Source organism: Aquirufa sp. A-Brett2-15D (assembly GCF_054558735.1).
The window spans coordinates 139,737-159,694 of record NZ_JBSKFT010000002.1 but is presented as its reverse complement, the minus strand read 5'-3'; the positions used below and the strand labels follow the sequence as shown (position 1 = coordinate 159,694).

The following is a 19,958-nucleotide window of genomic DNA, read 5'->3' as shown; positions in this document are numbered from 1 at the left end:
ATTATTTGTAGTTTTGTTTCGGATTCGCAACTAAGGTTTTTGTTTTTCTAACAGCACGAAATTGTTGTTTTGTAAAGGACAAAGGTAATAAAAAATCAGACGGATTCCACAAACAATCAAGATCAAGGATGCGGATTATATTTTTTGGAACCCCGGAATTTGCTGTAGCTAGTTTACAAGCCTTAGTCGAGGCAAAAATGGATGTCGTTGCCGTAGTTACTGCGCCAGACAAACCAGCCGGTCGAGGACAGCAGATTCAGTCTTCCCCGGTAAAAATCTATGCAGAATCTTGTGGCTTATCCATTTTGCAGCCTCTAAAATTAAAAGATCCTGAATTTTTAAACGATTTAGACTCCTATCAAGCCGATTTACAAATAATTGTGGCGTTCCGAATGCTTCCGGAAGCCGTTTGGAATATGCCACGCTTAGGCACCTTTAATTTACATGCTTCTTTGCTTCCTCAATACCGTGGTGCCGCACCGATTCACTGGGCAATTATTAATGGGGAGACCGAAACAGGCATCTCGACTTTCTTTTTGCAACACGAAATCGATACGGGGGATTTATTATTTCAAGAGAAAGAAGCAATCTCTGAAACAGACACGACTGGCGAATTATACGAGCGATTAATGAATATGGGAGGTCATTTAGTGGTCAAAACGGCGAAAGCGATTGAGTCTGGTAATATCCATCCCACACCACAACAAAATATAGTTGAACTAAAATCCGCACCTAAACTACAACGCAGCACGGGTGAGGTTCATTGGACACGTGCTGGAAGGGACATTGTCAACCTTGTGCGTGGCACGCACCCTTTTCCTGGAGCGCATACGGTTTTTCAAGGTAAAAACTGCAAGCTAATTAGCGTGGAATTTCATCCTGAAATCATACCAGATTTAGGAATGGGAGTATGGGATACGAACCAAAAAACTTTCCTAAGAGTAGGTTGCTCCGATGGCTACATTAACATCCTTGAATGGCAAATGGAGGGTAAAAAACGATTAAAAATCGCTGATTTTTTAAGGGGATATAACTCCACCTTTTAGTCTAATTTCCAGCGACCTGTGGAATAAAAATACCCATAAGATCCTTTCTGAATAAAGATATAATTCTCTTTCAAATTCGCTAATACGGTCAATGTATAAGGCTTCAACTGAAGATTTGCAGCAGAACTGGGAAATGGAATTGCTTGAGAGCAGGCGCAAGGTTTATTCTCCCGCAGCTTATTCATTTCGATCAATAAATCCCTAGAATCTTCGACTAACTCTTCTCTTCCAATAGCTACCTTGTTGAAGTAATTTCGTTCATAGGCATTCTTAAAAGGCTCATATTCTAAAGCGACAGCAGGGTATTTTTGAATCAAACTCGCGCTATTATAAAAAGCTTGAATGTGACCTGGGTCTGGAAATCCAACAAAATCGCCGCCCCAAAACAAACCAATTTCCTTTGCTTTGGCCCCATACTGATTATAAACTTCGCCACCACGTAAAGCTTTTCCTTTCCGAGCAATCGACCCATCCGCAGCTAAACCAAAATTATGAAACGAAACAAATGCCTTTGAATATCCTTTTTTTTGCAAGGCTAGTTGCTGTTCTTTGTCACGTAAAGTAGACGTATATTTTAACTTGTAAGGTGAGCGAATTAAGGTGAGTAAACTATCGCGCTTAATCTGAAATGAATCTATTTCTGATGACAATAAATATACCCAAGGCTGATGTAATTCAGAAGAAATTCGCGTTTCACTAGTTCCGTTTGAATTAACTCGAATAAATATATAAGAAGAAACCGAATCCTGCAAAACTGTCGAATCCTGTTGTTTATATAACCACTTAAATTCCTCCCAATCCAGGGATTCTAAACGCTGCGGCTCACAAGTACGACGCTTTGCAAGTGGCTCTTCGAAACCTATGAAAAACAAATAAAGATGGAGCAAACCAATCAGAATCATTTTTTTAATGGAATGATTAAGACTTCACCACGTAGTGCAATATCATCTTTCTTGTGATTCGCATCCATGATGGCTTGCTTCGAAACACCGTATTTTTCAGCAACTTTACGCATGATGTCTCCAGGACCTACCGTGTGCATGGCTTGAATCTTCACATTTAACTTAGTGGATCCACTCTTTATAGCATCTGGATTAACCCCAGGATTCAATGCTTTTAATTGATCGACTTTCAAACCAAATTTTCTAGCTACAGCAGAGAAGGTTTCCCCCTTTTCCACTGTCACCGAATGAGATTTGCCTGAAGGACTTGCGACGTCAGGCACAACTTCCGCTTCTGCTTCTTTCTTTTGATCCGCTAATTCTTCCTCCTCTGACTTACCTATCAATGAATCCTTGGGTACAATTAGCGAATCAGCCGCGTCTACAGTAGAATCAATATCCACTTGCGCCGCTTCTGCTAAAACCTCATCCTCCGGCTCAATAAACTTCTCTGCCTTGATTAATTCATCTTTATCAGGACTCACAAAGTGCTCAAAACCGACCGCGATTAAGCCGACTAAGGTCAATAAAAGAATGCCCAGGGTGATTAGGGGCAATTTGCTATTTTCTTCGTTTTCACTCATTGTTTTGGAAATTTACCTTTTGTTTCTTGACTCATTTCAGCGACCTTATCTTCTAATTCTGCTTTAAATGCCGTGTATTTATCTGCTAAAGATGCGTCTGAAATGGCTAACATTTGGATGGCTAATAATCCTGCATTTTTAGATGCATTTAAGGCGACAGTGGCTACTGGAACTCCATTAGGCATTTGCAGGATGGATAAAACCGAATCCCAGCCATCGATGGAATTAGATGATTTAACAGGCACCCCGATGACAGGCAAAATCGTGGCTGAAGCAATCATTCCAGGTAAATGCGCCGCACCACCAGCTCCAGCGATAATCACTTGGATGCCGCGTGACTTTGCTTGTTGCGCATAAGTCATCATTTTCACCGGCGTGCGGTGTGCAGAAACGATGTCAACTTCATAAGCGACACCAAAATCCTTGCAAACTTGAATGGCATCTTGCATGACTACTAAGTCTGAGCTGCTACCCATTATAATTCCTACCATAGCTATCAATTTATGCGATTACGCGTATGCTTTGTTTAACCAATTCTGCTTTTTGTTCGATCTCTTCACGAGATTCGCCTACTAAAGTAATATGCCCCATCTTGCGAAAAGGCTTCGTGATTTTCTTTCCATATAAAAACGGATGAACGCCCGAAATCCCTAAAATAGTATCTAGGCCCTCATATTTTGCTGGTCCTGTAAAACCGTCGGATCCTAGTAAGTTCAACATTCCGGAGAAACTATGTGCTTTTGTGTCCCCTAAAGGCAATCCGACAATCGCTCTAAGATGCTGTTCGTATTGTGATGTATCATTTGCTCGGATGGTTTGATGACCCGAATTATGCGGACGAGGAGCAACTTCGTTGATGAGAATTTGGCCATCTTTGGTCAAAAACATCTCAACAGCTAAAACTCCTACTAATTCCATTTTCTCAATTAAACTCACCGCGATAGCTGAAGCCTCTTTTTCAATTTCTTCCGAAATGGCCGCTGGTGAAACAAGGAATTCAACTAGGTTTTGAACCGGATGAAATACCATTTCTACTGCTGGGAAAGCCTTAATTTCTCCTTGTGGGTTACGTGCCACAATCACCGCTAATTCCTTCTCAAAATCAATAGCCTTCTCTAATAAGCCGGGGGCTGAAAAACCCTTGGAAGCATCCGCTGCGGTTCCAATGTATTGAACACCTTTCCCATCATAACCTCCCTTACCTAACTTATTAAAGGCAGGTAAAAAGTCTTCATTAGCATTGATTTCTGAGGCCGATTCAATTAATCTAAAATCAGCCGTGGGGAAACCATGGGTTTGAAAAAAGGTCTTTTGGATACGTTTGTCTTGAATCATCCGAAGCAAATGAGGCTGAGGATACACCTTAATTCCCTCCGCCTCTAATTGTTCTAAGGCTTCGATATTCACATGTTCAATCTCGATACTAACTAAATCAAATTGCTTTCCAAACGTATATACCGTATCAAAATCCTGAAAAGAACCCTGTGTGAACTGGGTAGTCAAGGTATGACAAGATGCTTCTGGATCAGGATCAAGGCAGGCAATCTGCAAATCTAAGTCGATAGCAGCCTGCAAAAGCATGCGACCTAGCTGGCCGCCGCCTAATAATCCGATTTTGGGAAGTGATTTAGACATAAATTCGAATTCAATGGGTAAAATTACGGCTTTTGTTTTACCTTTGGAAATTATTTAGACATCGAGAATAAATATTCTTGCTGAATACGTATTAAGACTCATGACAAAAAGAAATACCACGATTATCGCTTTCATCTTACTTGCCATCGCAAGTCGCTTATTGATTTTAGCCGGTCCAGGTTGGGCAAACTTCTCTCCATTAGCCTCTATGGCTCTATTTGTGGGAGCCTATCTACATAGTCGCAAACAAGCGATGGCTTGGACACTACTAGCAGTTTGGGGATCTAATTTGATTTTAAATAATACCTTATACGATGCCTATTTCCCAGGATTCTCTCTAGGAATTGATGCCGTTCACATGGGATTATTTGCTTTAATTTCTTTATTAGGCCCAAACACCACAGCGAGTGCCTCTCGTTTCATCGGGACTAATTTAGCGGCGGCAATGGGCTTCTTCTTGATTTCTAACTTCGCCGTTTGGGCTGGTTCTGAAATAACTTACACGAAAGATCTATCGGGTCTACTGACTTGCTTCGCAGCAGGTATTCCTTTCTTAAAAAATACGCTTGCTAGTCAATTCTTATTTTCGGGATTGTTCTTCGGCGGTTTTGAATTATTGAAAAAACAAGTTCCAGCCTTGCGCTAAACTTTACAGCAGAAAAAAGGGTCGGCTTGCAGATGCGAGCCGACCCTTTTTATTTATACGAATCTTTTAGTTCTTATAGACCTTTCCGTCTTTCATGACAAAGTTCACCTTAGTCATTAATTTTACATCAGCTACTGGGTCGCCTGGTACTGCAATGATGTCTGCCGCTTTTCCCACCTCAATGGATCCTATCAAATCACTTTGGCCTAATAAATCTGCTGCCGTTACAGTCGCTGATTTAATCGCCTCTAAAACAGGCATTCCTCCTTCATTCATCAGTACGAACTCATAGCCATTTTTACCATGGCCAAAAACGCCCGCATCGGTACCAAAAGCTATCTTCACACCAGCCTTATAAGCTTTAGCAAAAGTTCCTTGAATAACCGGTCCGATAGCTGCAGCTTTCTTCGCCACCATTTCTGGGTAATAATTTGGAATCTTGGAAGAATCTGCTGAAGAACGTCCGGCAATTACCGTAGGCACATAATAAGTCCCCATCTTTTTCATCAATTCCATTAGCTCTTCGTCCATGAACGTACCGTGTTCAATGGAGGTAACACCGCCTAAGATTGCGCGCTTCATGCCTTCTTTTCCATGGGCATGAGCGGCTACTTTGAAACCGTAATCCTTAGCCGTTTGTACAATCGCACGTATCTCTTCATCTGTGAATTGAGCTCCAGAACCGTCTTTAGCATAACTCAAAACACCTCCAGTGGCCGTAATTTTAATTAAATCAGAGCCCTCTTTGTAACGCTGACGTACTGCTTTTGCCGCATCGACAATGCCATTCACAACCCCATCTTCAGGACCTAAATCCTTTTTAAATGCTTCGTTAATACCATTGGTATCATCTGCATGACCACCTGTTGTTCCAATAGTTACCCCAGCAGTATAAATCCGCGGACCTTCCACCAGACCTTTATTTATGGCATTGCGAAGACTAATTACCACGTGGGTGCCGCCTAAATCGCGCACGGTGGTGAAACCAGCCATAAGATTACGTTTCGCATAGACCAAAGCTTGGTAGGCCACATCCCCCGGATTCTTTGTAAAGCGATCTAAATAGGCTCCAGGATTGGTTTCAGACTCTAAATGCACGTGAGAATCAATCAAGCCCGGCATTACCGTTCTGTCTTTCAAATTGATGACAACATCCCCTTTCGCAGGCGTGAGGAATCCCTCTGATACGGCAATAATTTTCTTTCCTTCCACTACTATAGAGCGGTTTTTAACTACCGTCTGCATTTTTACGTCGATTAATGATCCACAATGCAGAATGGTTTTTTGGGCAAGGCTAGTGAAAGCCAAAAGGCTTAAACCAAGTGTTAATAATTTTTTCATAGGTTTGATGTTAAGATAAGTGAAATATGTTTCCAGAAACTGGGGTAGCTTTTATTCACTACCGAAGGATCCTTTAGGGTAATTTCTTTTTGCATGGCGACCGGTGCGAATGCCATTGCCATCCGGTGATCGTCATAAGTTTCAATCGGTTCAATGTCCGAGATAGAGGCAAAATCACCTTCTACTACGTATAAATGATTCGCTTCTTTTTCTGTTAAAGTAGCCCCTAATTTCTTCAATTCGTTTTGAAGAGCTAACACACGATCCGTCTCCTTCACTTTTAGGGATTCTAAACCCGTTAATGTTAAGGAAATATTTTTAACCGCAGCGATGACACAGATCGTTTGGGCTAAATCTGGGCAATCCGTAAAATCCCATGCTAGGGAAGACTGAGACGGGATTTTGGTCAAAAGATACCCTCGTCCGGTAAAGGTACTTTTCACCCCCAAAGGTTCCATAATAGCTTTTATAGCTGAATCCCCTTGTAAGGAATCTTCTTTTAAACCCAATAATTCCAAAGAGCAATCCTCAAAAGGCGATAAGGCCACCATGGAATACCAATAACTGGCTCCAGACCAATCCGATTCCACTGAGAAAGGTTGTAAACGGTAGGTTTGGGTAGGTATTTCGATTGTTCCTTTAGTCCAATCAGTGCTTGCTTGAATACCAAAGTGCTTCATTTGCGCCAAAGTCATCTCAATGTAAGGCTTCGAACCCAAAGCCCCCGTGATTTGCAATTTTAATCCTTCCGGCAACAAGGGTGCGACCATCAAAACCGCTGAAATGAATTGAGAACTGACATCTCCGCGGATGGAAATTTCTTTATTTCCTTTAAATGAAAAGCCATTTAATTGCATGGGCGGGTAGCCTTCCATGTTCAAATAGTCGATATCTGCACCTAATGAACGTAAAGCATCGACAAGAATCCCTATCGGGCGTTCGCACATACGTGGCGTTCCGGTCATCGTCTTCTTTGCTCCCGTTACAGCATAATAAGCTGTCAAAAAGCGCATTGTCGTTCCCGCATCTAATACATCCGCTTCCAGACCGTTTTCTGACAGAAGACGAATCATCGTCTGTGTATCTCTCGCCTCCGCTAGATTAGCTAAATTATCAATCGTCCCCTTCGCTAAGGCATTGATCACTAATGCCCGGTTACTTTCAGACTTAGAAGCAGGCAAAGGAATGATTTCAGCAAAAGAGGATGAACGTGGAAATAAAGTAATTTGACTCAAAACAGCTTTGCGACTAACGCAATTTTAAAGTGACTAATGATAAGACTGCCAAGATGATTCCCACGATCAAGAAACGGATAACGATCTTCGCTTCGTGGTAATTTTTCATTTGGAAATGGTGATGCAAAGGGGACATCAAAAAGACGCGACGCCCTTCGCCATACTTTCTTTTCGTATATTTAAAATAAGCCACCTGTATAATGACGGACATATTTTCTATTAGAAAGATCCCACACAAGACCGGAATCAACATTTCTTTTCGAATCACAATGGCTAAGGTAGCGATTACCCCACCTAACATTAAACTTCCCGTATCGCCCATGAAAATCTGGGCCGGGTAGGCGTTATACCAAAGGAATCCGATACATGCCCCCACAAAGGCAGCACAAAAAACGGCGAGCTCCCCTGAGTTAGGAATAAACATCACATTCAAATATTGTGAAATCACTTTATTACCCGATACATAGGCTAAAATAGCTAAGGTGATTCCGATAATGACAGAGGTTCCAGCTGCTAAACCATCAATACCATCGGTAATGTTAGCCCCATTGGAAACGGCAGTAATGATAAAAATAACCACTAGTACATACACGACCCAAACGTATTCATCTGGAATAAAACTAGGCAATAACATGTTATAATCGAACTGGTTATCCTTCATAAAAGGAACTGTCGTCAACAGGGATTTATGATCCACGAAAGTACCATTAGTCGCATATTCACGCACCTTTATATGATCGTTAAAATACATGGTTAATCCCACAATAATGCCTAATCCTATCTGGCCTATAATCTTAAATTTGCCTGATAAACCGTCTTTATTTTTCTTGAATACCTTGATATAATCATCCACAAAACCCACAGCACCTAACCAGATAGCTGATGTTACTAGAAGAACGATATACACGTTCGTGATTTTGGAAAAAAGTAATGTGGGGATTAACAAAGACAATAAAATAATGAATCCTCCCATGGTAGGGGTGCCTTTTTTAGCCATTTGGCCTTCTAAACCTAGGTCACGAATTTCCTCTCCGATTTGTAATTTTTGCAGTCGATAGATAACCGTTTTACCCCAAATAGCTGCTATACCTAAAGACATAATGATCGCGGCGAATGCACGGAAGGTGATATACTGAAATACACCAGCACCCGGGATATTCAATGTCTTATCAAAGTATTCAAAGAGGTAATAAAGCATGTAAAAGGATTTAATTTATAAAATTGCAAAAAATCAAGGGTATTTCAAACTCAATTAAAGGCCTCCCCTAAGACTAATTTGTCATCAAAGTCGTATTTAACTCCTTGTATTTCTTGGTAGTTTTCATGGCCTTTCCCTGCCACTAAAATAATATCGCCCGTTGACGCTAATTCCCTCACCGCATAAAAAATGCCTGCTTTTCGGTCAGCTACCCGATGCACCTTTGATTTTAATTCCAAAGGAACACCTGCCTCCATTTGATCCAAAATCAATTCAGGGTCTTCCTTGCGTGGATTATCTGAAGTCAAAACAACCTCATCACTATACTTAGCAGCTAATTCAGCCATAATAGGCCGCTTACCGGTATCTCGATTTCCACCACATCCTACTACCGTAATAATTCGCTGCGATTTTTCTCGTATAGCTTGAATCGTTTTAAGGACATTTTCCAAGGCATCCGGGGTATGTGCGTAATCCACAATGCCCATTTTATTTTTAGATCCAGCCATTTGCTCGAAACGACCGGGTGCTGTTTTTAAAGCGGAGATTTGAATTAATACTTCATGCGACTCCTCCCCTAACAGGAGGGCAGCCGCATAAATTCCCAATAAATTATAGGCATTAAATGTCCCTATTAGTTGGGCATGGACTTGCTGGTGGTCCATTTCTAATTGCAAACCACCTACGCCATTACTAATAATTTTAACCTTAAAATCTGCCGCATTTAATAGGCCATAGCCGTATTTTTTAGCCGCTGTGTTTTGTAGCATCACCATTCCACGCTTATCATCAACGTTCGTTAAGGCGAATGCTGATGCGGGAAGGGCGTCGAAGAAACCTTTTTTGGCCTTAATATATTCGTCAAAAGTCTCGTGAAAATCGAGGTGATCGCGGGTGATATTCGAAAAAATGGCACCGCTGAACTGTAGAGCATGAATTCGTTTTTGAACGACTGCGTGCGAACTAACCTCCATAAACGCATGACTACAACCCGCCAAAACCATATCGACTAGTAAGGCATTCAAGCTCAAGGCATCAGGAGTCGTGTGCGTAGACGGTATCACCTTGTCTTCAATCTTATTCACTACCGTAGAAATCAATCCACAGCGATGACCTAAGCGTTTGAACAATTCAAACAATAACGTCACCGTAGTGGTCTTTCCATTAGTCCCCGTGATTCCAATCAATTTCAATTTCTTCGATGGATGACCATAAAATTCAGCTGCAGCCTCTGCTAGTGCTGCATTCGAATCCAATACTTGAACACATTGTACATCTGCGGGAACCTCTGCAGGCATCTTTTCAAGCACCCAAAAACGACATCCTTGATCGTAAACCTGAGATAAAAATGAGTGTCCATCTACCTGAGTACCCGGAATGGCAAAAAACACCGACCCTGCCTGAGCTTTGCGCGAATCAAAGCACAAAGCTTCAATTTCACTTCCTTTAAAGAGGGAGATTTGAGCCATATTAGTGCAATTGAATGTAAACTAGACTGTTTTTTGCCGTTGCCGAACCTGCAGCAATTGATTGATTCGTCACCGTCCCAAAACCATTCGCCCGAACTTTCAATCCCTTATTCTCTAATGCAAACAAGGCATCCCGCAAATTCATACCTACTACGTTTGGCACCGTTTTAGGTTTCATGGTAATCGCCTGGTTATTCACTGTTTTCTTTTCTAAATTAAAATTAACCCATTGGCCATTTTCGGCTACTTTAGGCAAACCTAACCGAGAAAATAAAATATTTTGATCGGCTGGATGAAGGGTGTGAGCTAATTTATTTTTGTTCAAGGAATCGGGTAAGTTACCGCGAAGTGTTTGCTGTAATTTCATATCACGCAAATAAATGCGATCTGAAATTTCCTTAAATACAGGCGCTGTTACTTGTCTAGCATAGGTCCCTTCTGAATTACCTTTAGGTTCATCTACTGCCACTAGAATGGTGTATTTAGGTTTCTTAACTGGGAAATACCCTACAAAAGTGGTATAATATACTCCCTTTGTATACCCTTTTACTCCCGCTACAGTTCTTTGAGCTGTTCCTGTTTTACCCGCAATCCCATAAACAGATCCTTTAATATTATTAGCTGTGCCTTTTGTGACTACACCCTCTAACATTATTTTCAGTTTTTGTAAAGTCTCCGGCGAACATAAAGGTTTTGAATCCCGCACTTGAGATAAAGTATAATCCGTAACCACCTCATCACCTCGCGTAGCTTTACTAACAATTATGGGCTGAATCCAATAGCCATTATTCGCGATCGCATTATAAAACGCCAGAATTTGTAAAGGTGGATAATTAGTAGAATAACCTACCGATGACCATAATAATTGTAAACCATCCCATTTAGCAGGAACTGGAAAAACAGGTTTAGGGCTAGGCTTTAATTGAAAATCGAGCGATTCTATCAAATGATATTTCTTTAAGTAATTATAAAATTTCTCGTTATTAGAAGTCCCAAAAGCCTCCTGAACTAATTTCATCGTCCCTACGTTAGAAGAACTTGTAATCACTTGTTCTAAAGAAATGGTTCCCATCGGATGTGAGTCTGACATCACCCCCGTATAATGCCGGAATTTACCGTCCCCCGTATTCACCATTTTTGTTAATGGGTAGCCTTTCTCCTCTAAGACCGCCATAATTGAGGGTAATTTAAACACGGAGCCAGGATCCCTTGATTCGAGTAAGGCGAAATTAAAGGTTTCCGAATAGCCGGTTTTAGAAGCAGGATTTTGCGCTAGATTAGAAAGTGCCTTAATCTTTCCTGTCGAAGTTTCCATTACAATCGCCACCGCATATTTACCTTTAAAAGTCTCCATGCCATTAAGTAAGGCGGTTTCTACAATTTCTTGGATATTAATATCTAAGGTAGAATGTAAATCAACCCCCGCTACAGGTAAAATAGGCTCATCCCCCGGTTCTGGCCTCCAGGTATTTTTATCCATTTTTTCGAACATTCCTTCCCCAAATTGCCCCCTCAATTCCTTATCAAAACTATTCTCAACCCCCACTTTACCTTTTTCCCGCAAATCTCTTAAGTATCCTACTGTTCGATATGCCATTTGACCAAATGGGGCATATCTAACATTAATTTTATCAAATACGACACCGGATACATTGGCATTATCTGCCTCTCTAAACAAGGGAAAACTTAATATTTTTTTCTTTTCTTGAAAATCCAACAGCCTGTTATTGACCAGCAAATAACTCTTTCCACTGCGTTTAGCAGCATCTATCTTCTCTTTGTATTCATCCGCTGTTCTATCTTTATAAAAATTGGATAAAGCAGCAGCCAGTTCATTAATATGTTTTTTATATAAAACTCGGGCATCTTTATTCGTGTTGTACACGGATGGATCAAGACCTAACCGGTACTTAGGCAAAGTGGTAGACAATACGCTGCCATCATCCGAATAGATATTACCGCGCGTCGCCTCAATATTGCGTTTCTTTACGTAGGTAGCCATCGCCTCTGAGCGATATTTAGGTCCTTTTAGTACCACAACCTTGTAAAGGCTAAACAGCAAATACGTGAATACCGCTAAAATGACGATAAAAAACGTATAAAACCGTCTCGCAATTAATCCCCGAATATTGGGTCTTTTCTCCTTAGCCATTATTTTTCTTTGTTGACTTGAATGATGATTTTAGTGGGTGGAATGGTGCTTAGTCCTATTTGATAACGCTTCAGTGTTTCTTCCAAATTGGTTTGTTTGCTGACTTTCATATACTCCGCTTTTTGGGTTGTATAATCTGCTCTATCCTCCTCTAACGAACTTTTTTCTTTCTGAATCTGGTGTAATTTGCCGTCTGCAAGCATGGAATAATAGATATTCACTAATGTCAATAAGGCAACAAATGCTATTCGTTTCACCCACATTACGGGTAATTCCCCGCCTGTGAAATAATCGATATTGAAAATGGAATCAAATATCCCCTCTTTTTTAGGGGATGAGATTCGCTTAGGTTCTCCTTCGGTAGGTTCGATCGGTGTTGCCATATTATAATTTAGAAGCTATTCTCAATTTTGCACTTCTGGAGCGCGGATTTAATTTCAACTCGTCCTCTGAGGCAGTGGTCGGTTTTCTTGTTACGGACTCTAAAGGCCGGTGTACCACCCCAAACAAATCTTTGTCCTCTTTCCCCTGAATGTTACCCGCCTTGATGAAATTTTTCACTAAACGGTCTTCTAAGGAATGAAAAGACATAATCACTAATCTGCCCTCCGGTTTTAAAACGGAGGGGGCTTGTGCTAAAAACTCTTCAATCACGGCTAACTCTTGATTCACTTCAATGCGAATCGCCTGAAAGACCTGAGCAAAGTATTTAAACTCCCGGTGTTTAGGAGCTAATTTATTCAAAATTTCTTTAAATTCTTGCGTTGTCTCTAAGGGTTTTGTAGTACGGGCTTGAATGATAGCCTGGGCCAAAGTTTTGGCATTCTTCACCTCCCCATACATTCCTAAAATTCGCTGCAATTCCGAAGCAGAATATCCATTCAATAATTCCGCTGCTGTCATCGAAGCTGAGGGACCCATTCGCATATCCAATGGACCATCGAAGCGAATCGAAAAACCCCGCTCCGGCGCATCTAACTGAAAAGAGGAAACCCCAAAATCTGCCAAAATTCCATCTACTAACTTTACCCGATGCAGACGCAAATACTTCTCTAAATGGCGGAAATTAGCCGTTATTAAGGTCAAACGCTCATCATCGATCTTCTCCGCCTGTTCCCAGGCATCCGGATCCTGATCAAAAGAAAACAATTTCCCTTCAGGGCCTAATTGAGCTAAAATTGCCTTCGAATGCCCCCCTCCTCCAAAGGTCACATCGACATAAGTTCCCGCCGGATCAATGCGCAAACCATCGATGCATTCGGACAACATGACGGAGGTATGGTAAGTATTTTCTGACATATTTTTGGGTTAAAACAAAAATACAAATTATCCATCGCCTACGCCACGAAAAAAGGAAATTGTCACGCTTTTTTTTGTGACAAGTTTCGAACGTGTATCTTTGCTCAAACGCCACAAAAAATTACCCATGAAAAAAAACCTATTGCTTATATTTTTGGCCCCCCTATTTTGTTTCGGACAAGCTCCTATTTTAGGACTTTGGCGAGCAGAAATTTCGACACACGGAGGAGCATTGCCTATTCATTTTGAAGTGAATCCGGGAATAAAACAAGGTGAATTTGACATTAAACTGGTGAATGGAGCCGAAAAATCAACCTTAGGGGACTCTTATTTTCGAGCTGATTCTCTTTTCATCCCTTTTGACTTATATGACGCAGAACTAGTTTTCTCTATGACAAAATCAACTGAAATGAAGGGTTATTTTGTCAAAAAAAGAAATGGCAAAATGGTGTATCGCTTGGCAGTTTCGGCCTTAGCCGGCCCTGCAGATCGGTTCTTGAATCTAAAACCCGCTTCCGTTAATGTGAACGGTAAATGGATGGCAGACTTCTTCAGTGACGCCACAAATCATAGTCCAGGCGTGGGCGTTTTCGAGCAAAATGGAAACCGCGTGACGGGTACATTTTTACGTACTTCAGGCGATTACCGGTTCTTACAAGGCAACATAAGCGGAGACAGTTTATTACTCAGTTATTTCGATGGAAGTGGAGTAACCATGCTAAGAGCTAAAGTTAGCGGATCTAATTTTACAGGCCGATTTACCTCTGGTCTGAGTGGAGTGAGAATGGTTGAGGCAAAGTTAGATAATAAGGCAGCCTTGCCTGATTTGAAGAAATTGAGCTTTTTAAAGCCAGGTTTTGATCGCATCGATTTTAAGCTTCCTACGACTAAAGGTGAACAAATTAGTCTACGAGACGAGCGGTTCAAGAACAAAGTGGTGGTTATCGAATTAATGGGATCTTGGTGCCCTAATTGCCTGGATGAATCCCGTTACCTTGCTCCTTTTTATAAAAAATACCAAAGCAAAGGCGTAGAAGTCATTGGAATTGCTTTTGAAAATTCAACTGATCTAGTGATTGCGGGGCCTAAGATGGATAATTTCCAAAAGAAAATAGGTATCACTTATCCACTACTTTTTGCAGGAACACCCGAGGACCAAACCATTGCTCAAGTACTTCCTATGTTAAGTAAAATGAACGGTTATCCGACTACCTTTATCATCGATAAAAAAGGAATTGTGAGAGAAATTCATACCGGGTTTTCTGGACCGGGAACAGGAAAATATTATGCCGATTGGATTACGGAATTCGAACATACGGTACAAAGCCTTTTGGCAGAAAAATAATGAGAATCATCGCCCTACTTTGTTTGATTTCCTTTGCTGTTCAGGCCGAGAAACCTTCTTTTAAGAAATGGAAAACTCCGCTCGTTTTAGGTATCGCTAGTGGATTAACCTACAACCCATTTGCGAAGCAAATTCAAACGAATATCGTCGCTCCTGGAAAAGTAACTCCGCTAGATGATTACATTCAATTTGCACCAACAGCGATTAATATAGGTGCTCACCTAGCCGGTTACAAAGGACAAAACGAGGCTTTTGATCAAGCCGGAATTTTTATTCTGGGAACGGGGATTTATGCCGCCACGGCTTATGGTTTGAAAGTAACCGTGACAGAAGCTCGACCTGATGGGAAAGAACATACTTTTCCTTCGGGACATGTGACGACGGCGTTTTTTGGCGCAACGATTTTAGCCCATGAATTTGGAGATACCCATCCAGAATTTGTGATTGCCGGATATACACTCGCTACTGCAACGGCCGCTCTTAGAATAGTAAATAATGAACATTGGGTAACAGATGTGTTGATGGGTTCTGCGTTAGGCATTGCATCAGCGGAACTTGCCTACCTCTTATACCCGAAGGTACGCCATCAATGGCAAAAACTGAATCGTTTTACATTGACACCTCAAGTTGCTCCAGCGTATTATGGAGCCAGCATGTCTATCGGATTTTAATGCAATAAAAGATAAAGTCCAGCTCCAGCGAAATAGCCTAGTAAGGCAAGAAAGCCTATTTTTTTCAAATACCAGCCAAACTCAATCTTCTCCATTCCCATCACGGCCACCCCTGCTGCTGAACCGATGATCAGAATACTTCCTCCAGTACCCGCACAAAAGGCTAGGTATTCCCACATCTCGTGATCCATTGGAAAATCCACTAAAGAATACATTCCCATGGTGGCAGCTACTAAAGGCACATTATCCACTACGGCAGACGCTAAGCCGATGATGGTGATAATGAGGTTTTGATTTCCCAAATAATGGGCTAATTGATCTGATAGTGCGTGCAAATAACCAAATGATTCTAGGCCACCTATGGCTAATAGGATTCCTAAGAAAAAGAGAATGCTGGAGGTGTCGATTTTAGTCAATGCATAACCTACACTCAACTGCTTCTTAGCCTCGTCATCTTTCTCGGAATGCAAGATTTCAGATAATATCCAAACAAGCCCTAAGGCTAGCAAAATGCCCATATAAGGAGGCAAATGAGTCAAAGTCTTAAATACAGGAACACCTAATAAAGAGCCTGCACCCGCGAATAGCATGATTTTACCATCGCGCTCCTCAGTCGCACTCAAGGCTTCAAGCGCAGCCGGCTTTCCTATTGATTCTTTTTTCAACACAAAGGAGGCAACTACTAAAGGCACTATTAATGACAGTAAAGAGGGTAAAAATAAGCCTTGAATAATGCCGGTAGCTGAAATTTGGCCACCTATCCATAACATCGTCGTTGTTACATCGCCTATGGGCGACCAAGCGCCACCTGCATTCGCAGCAATTACTACGATACCGACGAAGTATTTACGTGTTTCCTTATTGCTAATCAACTTGCGCAATAGAGTAACCATCACAATCGCAGTAGTCAAATTATCTAAAACTGCAGACATAAAAAAGGTGATCAAGCCTACTATCCAAAGTAGTTTAATCACCTTATCTGTTTTGATTAATCGAGAAACGAAATAAAATCCTTGGTGCGCATCCACTAATTCGACCAAGGTCATGGCGCCTAACAAGAAGAATAAAATCTCCGATGTAGAGGCTAAATGATGTCCTAAAGCGGAGGCAGAACCCGTTGAAATCGCATACATCGTCCATACTAAAACCCCAGTAACTAATGCTGTGGCCGTCTTATTTACCTTCAAAGGATGCTCGAAAGCAATGGCTAAATAGCCTAAAATGAAGATAATTATGGATGCGATTCCCATCTTATTTTAATTTAGCCACGGCCGCTTTAATGCGATCGCAAGCTTCAATTAATTGCTCATCCGCTGCAGCGGTTGAAATACGCATACAATCCGGTGCACCGAATCCTGAGCCAGCCACAGTCGCCACAAAGGCATCCGCTAATAACCAAGAACAGAAATCATCCGAATCGTTAATTACCGTTTTACCATCTGTTTTTCCGAAATAGTAAGAAATATCAGGGAATGCATAGAAGGCGCCATCCGGCATATTCACTTTAAATCCTGGTATCTCCCGTAATTTCTCCACCACTAATTTACGACGGCGATCATATGCCGCTTTCATCTCGTATGCGTGATCTAATGTACCGTTGAAGGCTGCTACTGCTGCTTTTTGAGCGATAGAGTTTGTACCTGAAGTTACCTGACCTTGTAATTTTTCAACACCATCAGCGATCCATTTCGCCGCTGCGATAAATCCAATTCTCCAACCTGTCATGGCATGACCTTTCGCCACACCGTTCACCGTGATCACACGCTCCTTGATTTCTGGAATAGAACCGATTGAGAAGTGGCCACCTTGAGTGAAGTTAATGTACTCGTAAATTTCATCTGCTAAGACGAAAATATTTTCATGACCCGCTACTACGTTTGCGATATCACGTAATTCTGATTCTGTATAAACTGATCCTGTCGGGTTGTTAGGCGATGCGAACATCACCATCTTCGTTTTAGGCGTGATCGCCGCTTCGAATTGCTCTGGAGTCACTTTGAAATTATTGTCAAAAGCACCTTGAACGACCACTGTTGTGCCTTCCGCCAATTTGACCATCTCAGAGTAAGAAACCCAATAGGGAGCAAAAATAATTACTTCATCACCTGGGTTAATCAAGGCGGCAATCGCGTTTGCTAAAGAGTGCTTAGCTCCCGTGCTAACTACGATATTTTCCGAACCCCACTCTAAATTATTATCCCGCTTTAATTTATTCGCAATCGCCATGCGTAAGTCTGGATAACCAGCTACGGGTGAATATCCGTGGAAGCCATCATCAACTGCCTTTTTAGCTGCCTCACAGATGTGAGCAGGTGTTTTGAAATCAGGCTCGCCTACGGAAAGGCTGATTACTTTATGACCTTGCGCTGCTAATTCGCGCGCTTTTTTCGTCATTCCTAAAGTGGATGATTCATCTAATGCTTGAATTCTTTGGGCTAATTGTGCTTGTGACATGGGATATAAAACGAAAATTTGAGTATATAAATCGGATGTAAATTTACTTTTTTGCGAACGAATAAGCTAATAAAATTTGCAAAAATTAGGCTGTAATACCTTGTGCCAAAACCGCGTAGGCCCCTTTCTTGATCTTCATCAATTCGGTATGAGTTCCGCGTTCGATGATTTCGCCGTCTTGAACCACTAAAATTAGATCCGCATGCTGAATGGTAGACAAACGGTGCGCAATAACAAGGACGGTACGGTTCTCCATTAGATGCCCTAAAGCCTCTTGTACTAACTTTTCTGATTCATTATCCAGCGCACTCGTCGCTTCGTCTAGAATCAAAATCGGCGGGTTTTTTAGAACGGCACGGGCGATAGAGATGCGTTGTCTTTGGCCACCTGATAATTTAGATCCGCGATCACCGATGACCGTTTCATAGCCATCCGGTCCAGCCACAATGAAGTCATGCGCATTCGCAATCTTAGCTGCTGCTTGCACTTCTTCTAAAGTAGCTTCTGTGCCGAAGGCGATGTTATTAAGAATGGTATCATTAAATAAGACAGATTCTTGCGTCACAATGCCCATCAAACCTCTTAGGTCGTCCAAAGCAATGTTTTTCAAATTCACGCCATCTAATGTGATTTGTCCTTTCGACGGATCATAGAAACGAGGTAAAAGATCCGCTAAGGTGGATTTTCCTCCGCCAGATGCACCTACGAGGGCGATGGTTTTACCTTTGGGAATATCAAAACTTACTTCTTTTAAGACGGAGCGATCTTTTACATATTCAAACCCTACTCCTGCGAAACTGATTTTATCGGTGAAATCTTTTACCTCTACGATCGGCTCCTCCGCAATGATCTCCGATTCTGTATCCAGAATTTCTATAATTCGATCAGCAGACGCCACCCCACGCTGAATGCCACTGAAGGCATCGGCGATGGCTTTGGCAGGGCGCATGACTTGAGAAAAAGTGGCGATAAAGGCAATAAAGGTGGACGCAGTTAATTCTCCCTCACCATTAATCACCAGACTACCACCGTATAATAAGATCCCCGTCACGACTAAAACGCCTAAACTTTCTGAAGTGGGTGAAGTTAATTCCTGGCGGAAAACCATCTTTAAAAGTGAATTCCGGTAGCGATCATTTCCGGCTTGAAAACGCGCATCCATCATCCGCTCGGCTCGAAAGGCCTTCACCACACGCATAGCACCGAAGGTCTCATCCAATAAACTAATAATTCCACTCAAATGCTGCTGTACCTCCCCCGCGGCACGCCTTAATTTGCGCGTAATCGTCGCAATCACTGATCCTGAAAGTGGTAAAATGATTAAGGAAAACAAGGTCAATTTTACCGACATACTAGCCAGGAAAACGAAGAACAAGATCAAGGTAAATATCTCTTTAAAGGTGGCCGTAAAGGCACGTCCAATACTATTTTCAACCTCCTGTACATCGGTGGTCAGACGCGACATTAGGTTTCCCTTTTTCTGCTCGGTAAAATAGCTTAGGTCTAATCGTATAGCCCGCTCAAAAACCGCTTGACGCAAAGAGGCGATCGTGTCGGCCTCGACTGTTTTGAGAACTCTTTGGGAAAAATAACGGAAGAAATTCGACAAAATTACCGAAACCATAATGGCACCGCAAGCATATTTTAGCGCACCAATTCGACCAAAATTCTCCAATGCACCATAGAAATAGTGATTAAATAGAAATGAAAAATAGGATGGGCTAAGCGAAAAAACGGGTAAAACGCGGTAGATCTGAATATTCTCAGGCGCTGATTGATTGAACAAAACGTTCAACAAGGGAATCAGCAAGGTAAAATTTAAGATGCCAAACAAACTCGCTAGCAAGGAAAAACCGAAGTATGGAAACACATACTGGCGGATCGAAACGGCGTAGCTTAATAAGCGAAAATATGTTTTCAATGCGGCTTTTTATCAAAATTT

18 protein-coding genes are annotated in these 19,958 nt (G+C 41.7%); 4 read left to right on the top strand and 14 right to left on the bottom strand.

Annotated elements, in window-relative coordinates:
* Window positions 1–128 precede the first annotated feature (128 nt).
* Window positions 129–1,046, top strand: a complete 918-nt coding sequence (gene fmt, locus ACST14_RS05920; protein WP_459461573.1) for a methionyl-tRNA formyltransferase — start codon at window positions 129–131, stop codon at window positions 1,044–1,046.
* On the opposite strand, the gene ACST14_RS05915 is transcribed toward fmt, so the two are convergent.
* The 4 genes from ACST14_RS05915 to ACST14_RS05900 are packed head-to-tail and all read right to left on the bottom strand — an operon-like array spanning window position 1,043 to window position 4,206.
* Window positions 1,043–1,948 (bottom strand): M15 family metallopeptidase, encoded by a 906-nt coding sequence (locus ACST14_RS05915; RefSeq protein WP_459461571.1) that lies wholly within the window; start codon window positions 1,946–1,948, stop codon window positions 1,043–1,045. The genes fmt and ACST14_RS05915 overlap by 4 nt on opposite strands.
* Complete coding sequence (locus tag ACST14_RS05910) at window positions 1,945–2,571, bottom strand: LysM peptidoglycan-binding domain-containing protein (RefSeq protein WP_459461569.1); 627 nt, start codon at window positions 2,569–2,571, stop codon at window positions 1,945–1,947. The genes ACST14_RS05915 and ACST14_RS05910 overlap by 4 nt, the downstream gene beginning before the upstream one ends.
* A complete protein-coding gene (gene purE / locus ACST14_RS05905; protein WP_459461567.1) occupies window positions 2,568–3,062 on the bottom strand; it encodes a 5-(carboxyamino)imidazole ribonucleotide mutase in 495 nt (164 codons plus the stop codon). The genes ACST14_RS05910 and purE overlap by 4 nt, the downstream gene beginning before the upstream one ends.
* A gap of 10 nt (window positions 3,063–3,072) precedes the next feature.
* Entirely contained in the window at window positions 3,073–4,206 is a 1,134-nt protein-coding gene (locus ACST14_RS05900) for a 5-(carboxyamino)imidazole ribonucleotide synthase (RefSeq protein ID WP_459461565.1), read from the bottom strand.
* Between the two features lie 100 nt (window positions 4,207–4,306).
* On the opposite strand from ACST14_RS05900, the gene ACST14_RS05895 reads away from it, so the two are divergent.
* A complete protein-coding gene (locus ACST14_RS05895) occupies window positions 4,307–4,852 on the top strand; it encodes a DUF6580 family putative transport protein (RefSeq protein ID WP_459461563.1) in 546 nt (181 codons plus the stop codon).
* 66 nt (window positions 4,853–4,918) lie between these two features.
* Here the strand turns inward: ACST14_RS05895 and ACST14_RS05890 are convergent, their stop codons facing one another.
* Genes ACST14_RS05890 through rsmH form a run of 7 tightly spaced genes read right to left on the bottom strand, consistent with a single transcriptional unit; the run spans window position 4,919 to window position 13,546 of the window.
* Window positions 4,919–6,193, bottom strand: a complete 1,275-nt coding sequence (locus tag ACST14_RS05890) for a metal-dependent hydrolase family protein (protein ID WP_459461561.1) — start codon at window positions 6,191–6,193, stop codon at window positions 4,919–4,921.
* Window positions 6,190–7,428: a 3-phosphoshikimate 1-carboxyvinyltransferase gene (locus tag ACST14_RS05885; protein WP_459461559.1), complete on the bottom strand. Its 1,239-nt coding sequence runs from the start codon at window positions 7,426–7,428 to the stop codon at window positions 6,190–6,192. The genes ACST14_RS05890 and ACST14_RS05885 overlap by 4 nt, the downstream gene beginning before the upstream one ends.
* A gap of 13 nt (window positions 7,429–7,441) precedes the next feature.
* A complete protein-coding gene (gene mraY / locus ACST14_RS05880; RefSeq protein WP_459461557.1) occupies window positions 7,442–8,626 on the bottom strand; it encodes a phospho-N-acetylmuramoyl-pentapeptide-transferase in 1,185 nt (394 codons plus the stop codon).
* Between the two features lie 50 nt (window positions 8,627–8,676).
* The gene (locus tag ACST14_RS05875; protein ID WP_459461555.1) at window positions 8,677–10,095 is read right to left on the bottom strand and encodes a UDP-N-acetylmuramoyl-L-alanyl-D-glutamate--2,6-diaminopimelate ligase; all 1,419 of its coding nucleotides are present in this window, start codon (window positions 10,093–10,095) and stop codon (window positions 8,677–8,679) included.
* A gap of 1 nt (window position 10,096) precedes the next feature.
* The gene (locus ACST14_RS05870; RefSeq protein WP_459461553.1) at window positions 10,097–12,247 is read right to left on the bottom strand and encodes a penicillin-binding protein; all 2,151 of its coding nucleotides are present in this window, start codon (window positions 12,245–12,247) and stop codon (window positions 10,097–10,099) included.
* On the bottom strand, window positions 12,247–12,630 hold the full coding sequence (locus ACST14_RS05865) for an FtsL-like putative cell division protein (RefSeq protein ID WP_459461551.1): 384 nt from the start codon (window positions 12,628–12,630) through the stop codon (window positions 12,247–12,249). Before ACST14_RS05865 ends, ACST14_RS05870 begins: the two co-directional genes overlap by 1 nt.
* A 1-nt stretch (window position 12,631) precedes the next feature.
* Complete coding sequence (gene rsmH, locus ACST14_RS05860; protein ID WP_459461549.1) at window positions 12,632–13,546, bottom strand: 16S rRNA (cytosine(1402)-N(4))-methyltransferase RsmH; 915 nt, start codon at window positions 13,544–13,546, stop codon at window positions 12,632–12,634.
* 127 nt (window positions 13,547–13,673) lie between these two features.
* Between rsmH and ACST14_RS05855 the strand changes: the two genes are divergently transcribed.
* Entirely contained in the window at window positions 13,674–14,891 is a 1,218-nt protein-coding gene (locus ACST14_RS05855; RefSeq protein WP_459461547.1) for a peroxiredoxin family protein, read from the top strand.
* Complete coding sequence (locus ACST14_RS05850) at window positions 14,891–15,562, top strand: phosphatase PAP2 family protein (RefSeq protein WP_459461545.1); 672 nt, start codon at window positions 14,891–14,893, stop codon at window positions 15,560–15,562. Before ACST14_RS05855 ends, ACST14_RS05850 begins: the two co-directional genes overlap by 1 nt.
* Here ACST14_RS05850 and nhaD read toward each other — a convergent pair.
* The 3 genes from nhaD to ACST14_RS05835 all read right to left on the bottom strand — a co-directional run bounded on the left by nhaD (window position 15,559) and on the right by ACST14_RS05835 (window position 19,937).
* Window positions 15,559–16,812 carry a sodium:proton antiporter NhaD gene (gene nhaD, locus ACST14_RS05845; protein ID WP_459461543.1) on the bottom strand — a complete coding sequence of 418 codons (1,254 nt, stop codon included), beginning with the start codon at window positions 16,810–16,812 and terminating at the stop codon, window positions 15,559–15,561. The genes ACST14_RS05850 and nhaD overlap by 4 nt on opposite strands.
* 1 nt (window position 16,813) lies before the next feature.
* A complete protein-coding gene (locus ACST14_RS05840) occupies window positions 16,814–18,016 on the bottom strand; it encodes a pyridoxal phosphate-dependent aminotransferase (RefSeq protein WP_459461541.1) in 1,203 nt (400 codons plus the stop codon).
* Window positions 18,017–18,101: 85 nt separating this feature from the next.
* Window positions 18,102–19,937 (bottom strand): ABC transporter ATP-binding protein, encoded by a 1,836-nt coding sequence (locus tag ACST14_RS05835; protein WP_459461539.1) that lies wholly within the window; start codon window positions 19,935–19,937, stop codon window positions 18,102–18,104.
* Window positions 19,938–19,958 lie beyond the last annotated feature (21 nt).

Bases quoted from the DNA above. Each gene is read 5' to 3' on its own strand.
- fmt (WP_459461573.1), top strand. From the start codon at position 129: ATGCGGATTATATTTTTTGGAACCCCGGAATTTGCTGTAGCTAGTTTA.
- ACST14_RS05915 (WP_459461571.1), bottom strand. From the start codon at position 1,948: ATGATTCTGATTGGTTTGCTCCATCTTTATTTGTTTTTCATAGGTTTC.
- ACST14_RS05910 (WP_459461569.1), bottom strand. From the start codon at position 2,571: ATGAGTGAAAACGAAGAAAATAGCAAATTGCCCCTAATCACCCTGGGC.
- purE (WP_459461567.1), bottom strand. From the start codon at position 3,062: ATGGTAGGAATTATAATGGGTAGCAGCTCAGACTTAGTAGTCATGCAA.
- ACST14_RS05900 (WP_459461565.1), bottom strand. From the start codon at position 4,206: ATGTCTAAATCACTTCCCAAAATCGGATTATTAGGCGGCGGCCAGCTA.
- ACST14_RS05895 (WP_459461563.1), top strand. From the start codon at position 4,307: ATGACAAAAAGAAATACCACGATTATCGCTTTCATCTTACTTGCCATC.
- ACST14_RS05890 (WP_459461561.1), bottom strand. From the start codon at position 6,193: ATGAAAAAATTATTAACACTTGGTTTAAGCCTTTTGGCTTTCACTAGC.
- mraY (WP_459461557.1), bottom strand. From the start codon at position 8,626: ATGCTTTATTACCTCTTTGAATACTTTGATAAGACATTGAATATCCCG.
- ACST14_RS05875 (WP_459461555.1), bottom strand. From the start codon at position 10,095: ATGGCTCAAATCTCCCTCTTTAAAGGAAGTGAAATTGAAGCTTTGTGC.
- ACST14_RS05870 (WP_459461553.1), bottom strand. From the start codon at position 12,247: ATGGCTAAGGAGAAAAGACCCAATATTCGGGGATTAATTGCGAGACGG.
- ACST14_RS05865 (WP_459461551.1), bottom strand. From the start codon at position 12,630: ATGGCAACACCGATCGAACCTACCGAAGGAGAACCTAAGCGAATCTCA.
- rsmH (WP_459461549.1), bottom strand. From the start codon at position 13,546: ATGTCAGAAAATACTTACCATACCTCCGTCATGTTGTCCGAATGCATC.
- ACST14_RS05855 (WP_459461547.1), top strand. From the start codon at position 13,674: ATGAAAAAAAACCTATTGCTTATATTTTTGGCCCCCCTATTTTGTTTC.
- ACST14_RS05850 (WP_459461545.1), top strand. From the start codon at position 14,891: ATGAGAATCATCGCCCTACTTTGTTTGATTTCCTTTGCTGTTCAGGCC.
- nhaD (WP_459461543.1), bottom strand. From the start codon at position 16,812: ATGGGAATCGCATCCATAATTATCTTCATTTTAGGCTATTTAGCCATT.
- ACST14_RS05840 (WP_459461541.1), bottom strand. From the start codon at position 18,016: ATGTCACAAGCACAATTAGCCCAAAGAATTCAAGCATTAGATGAATCA.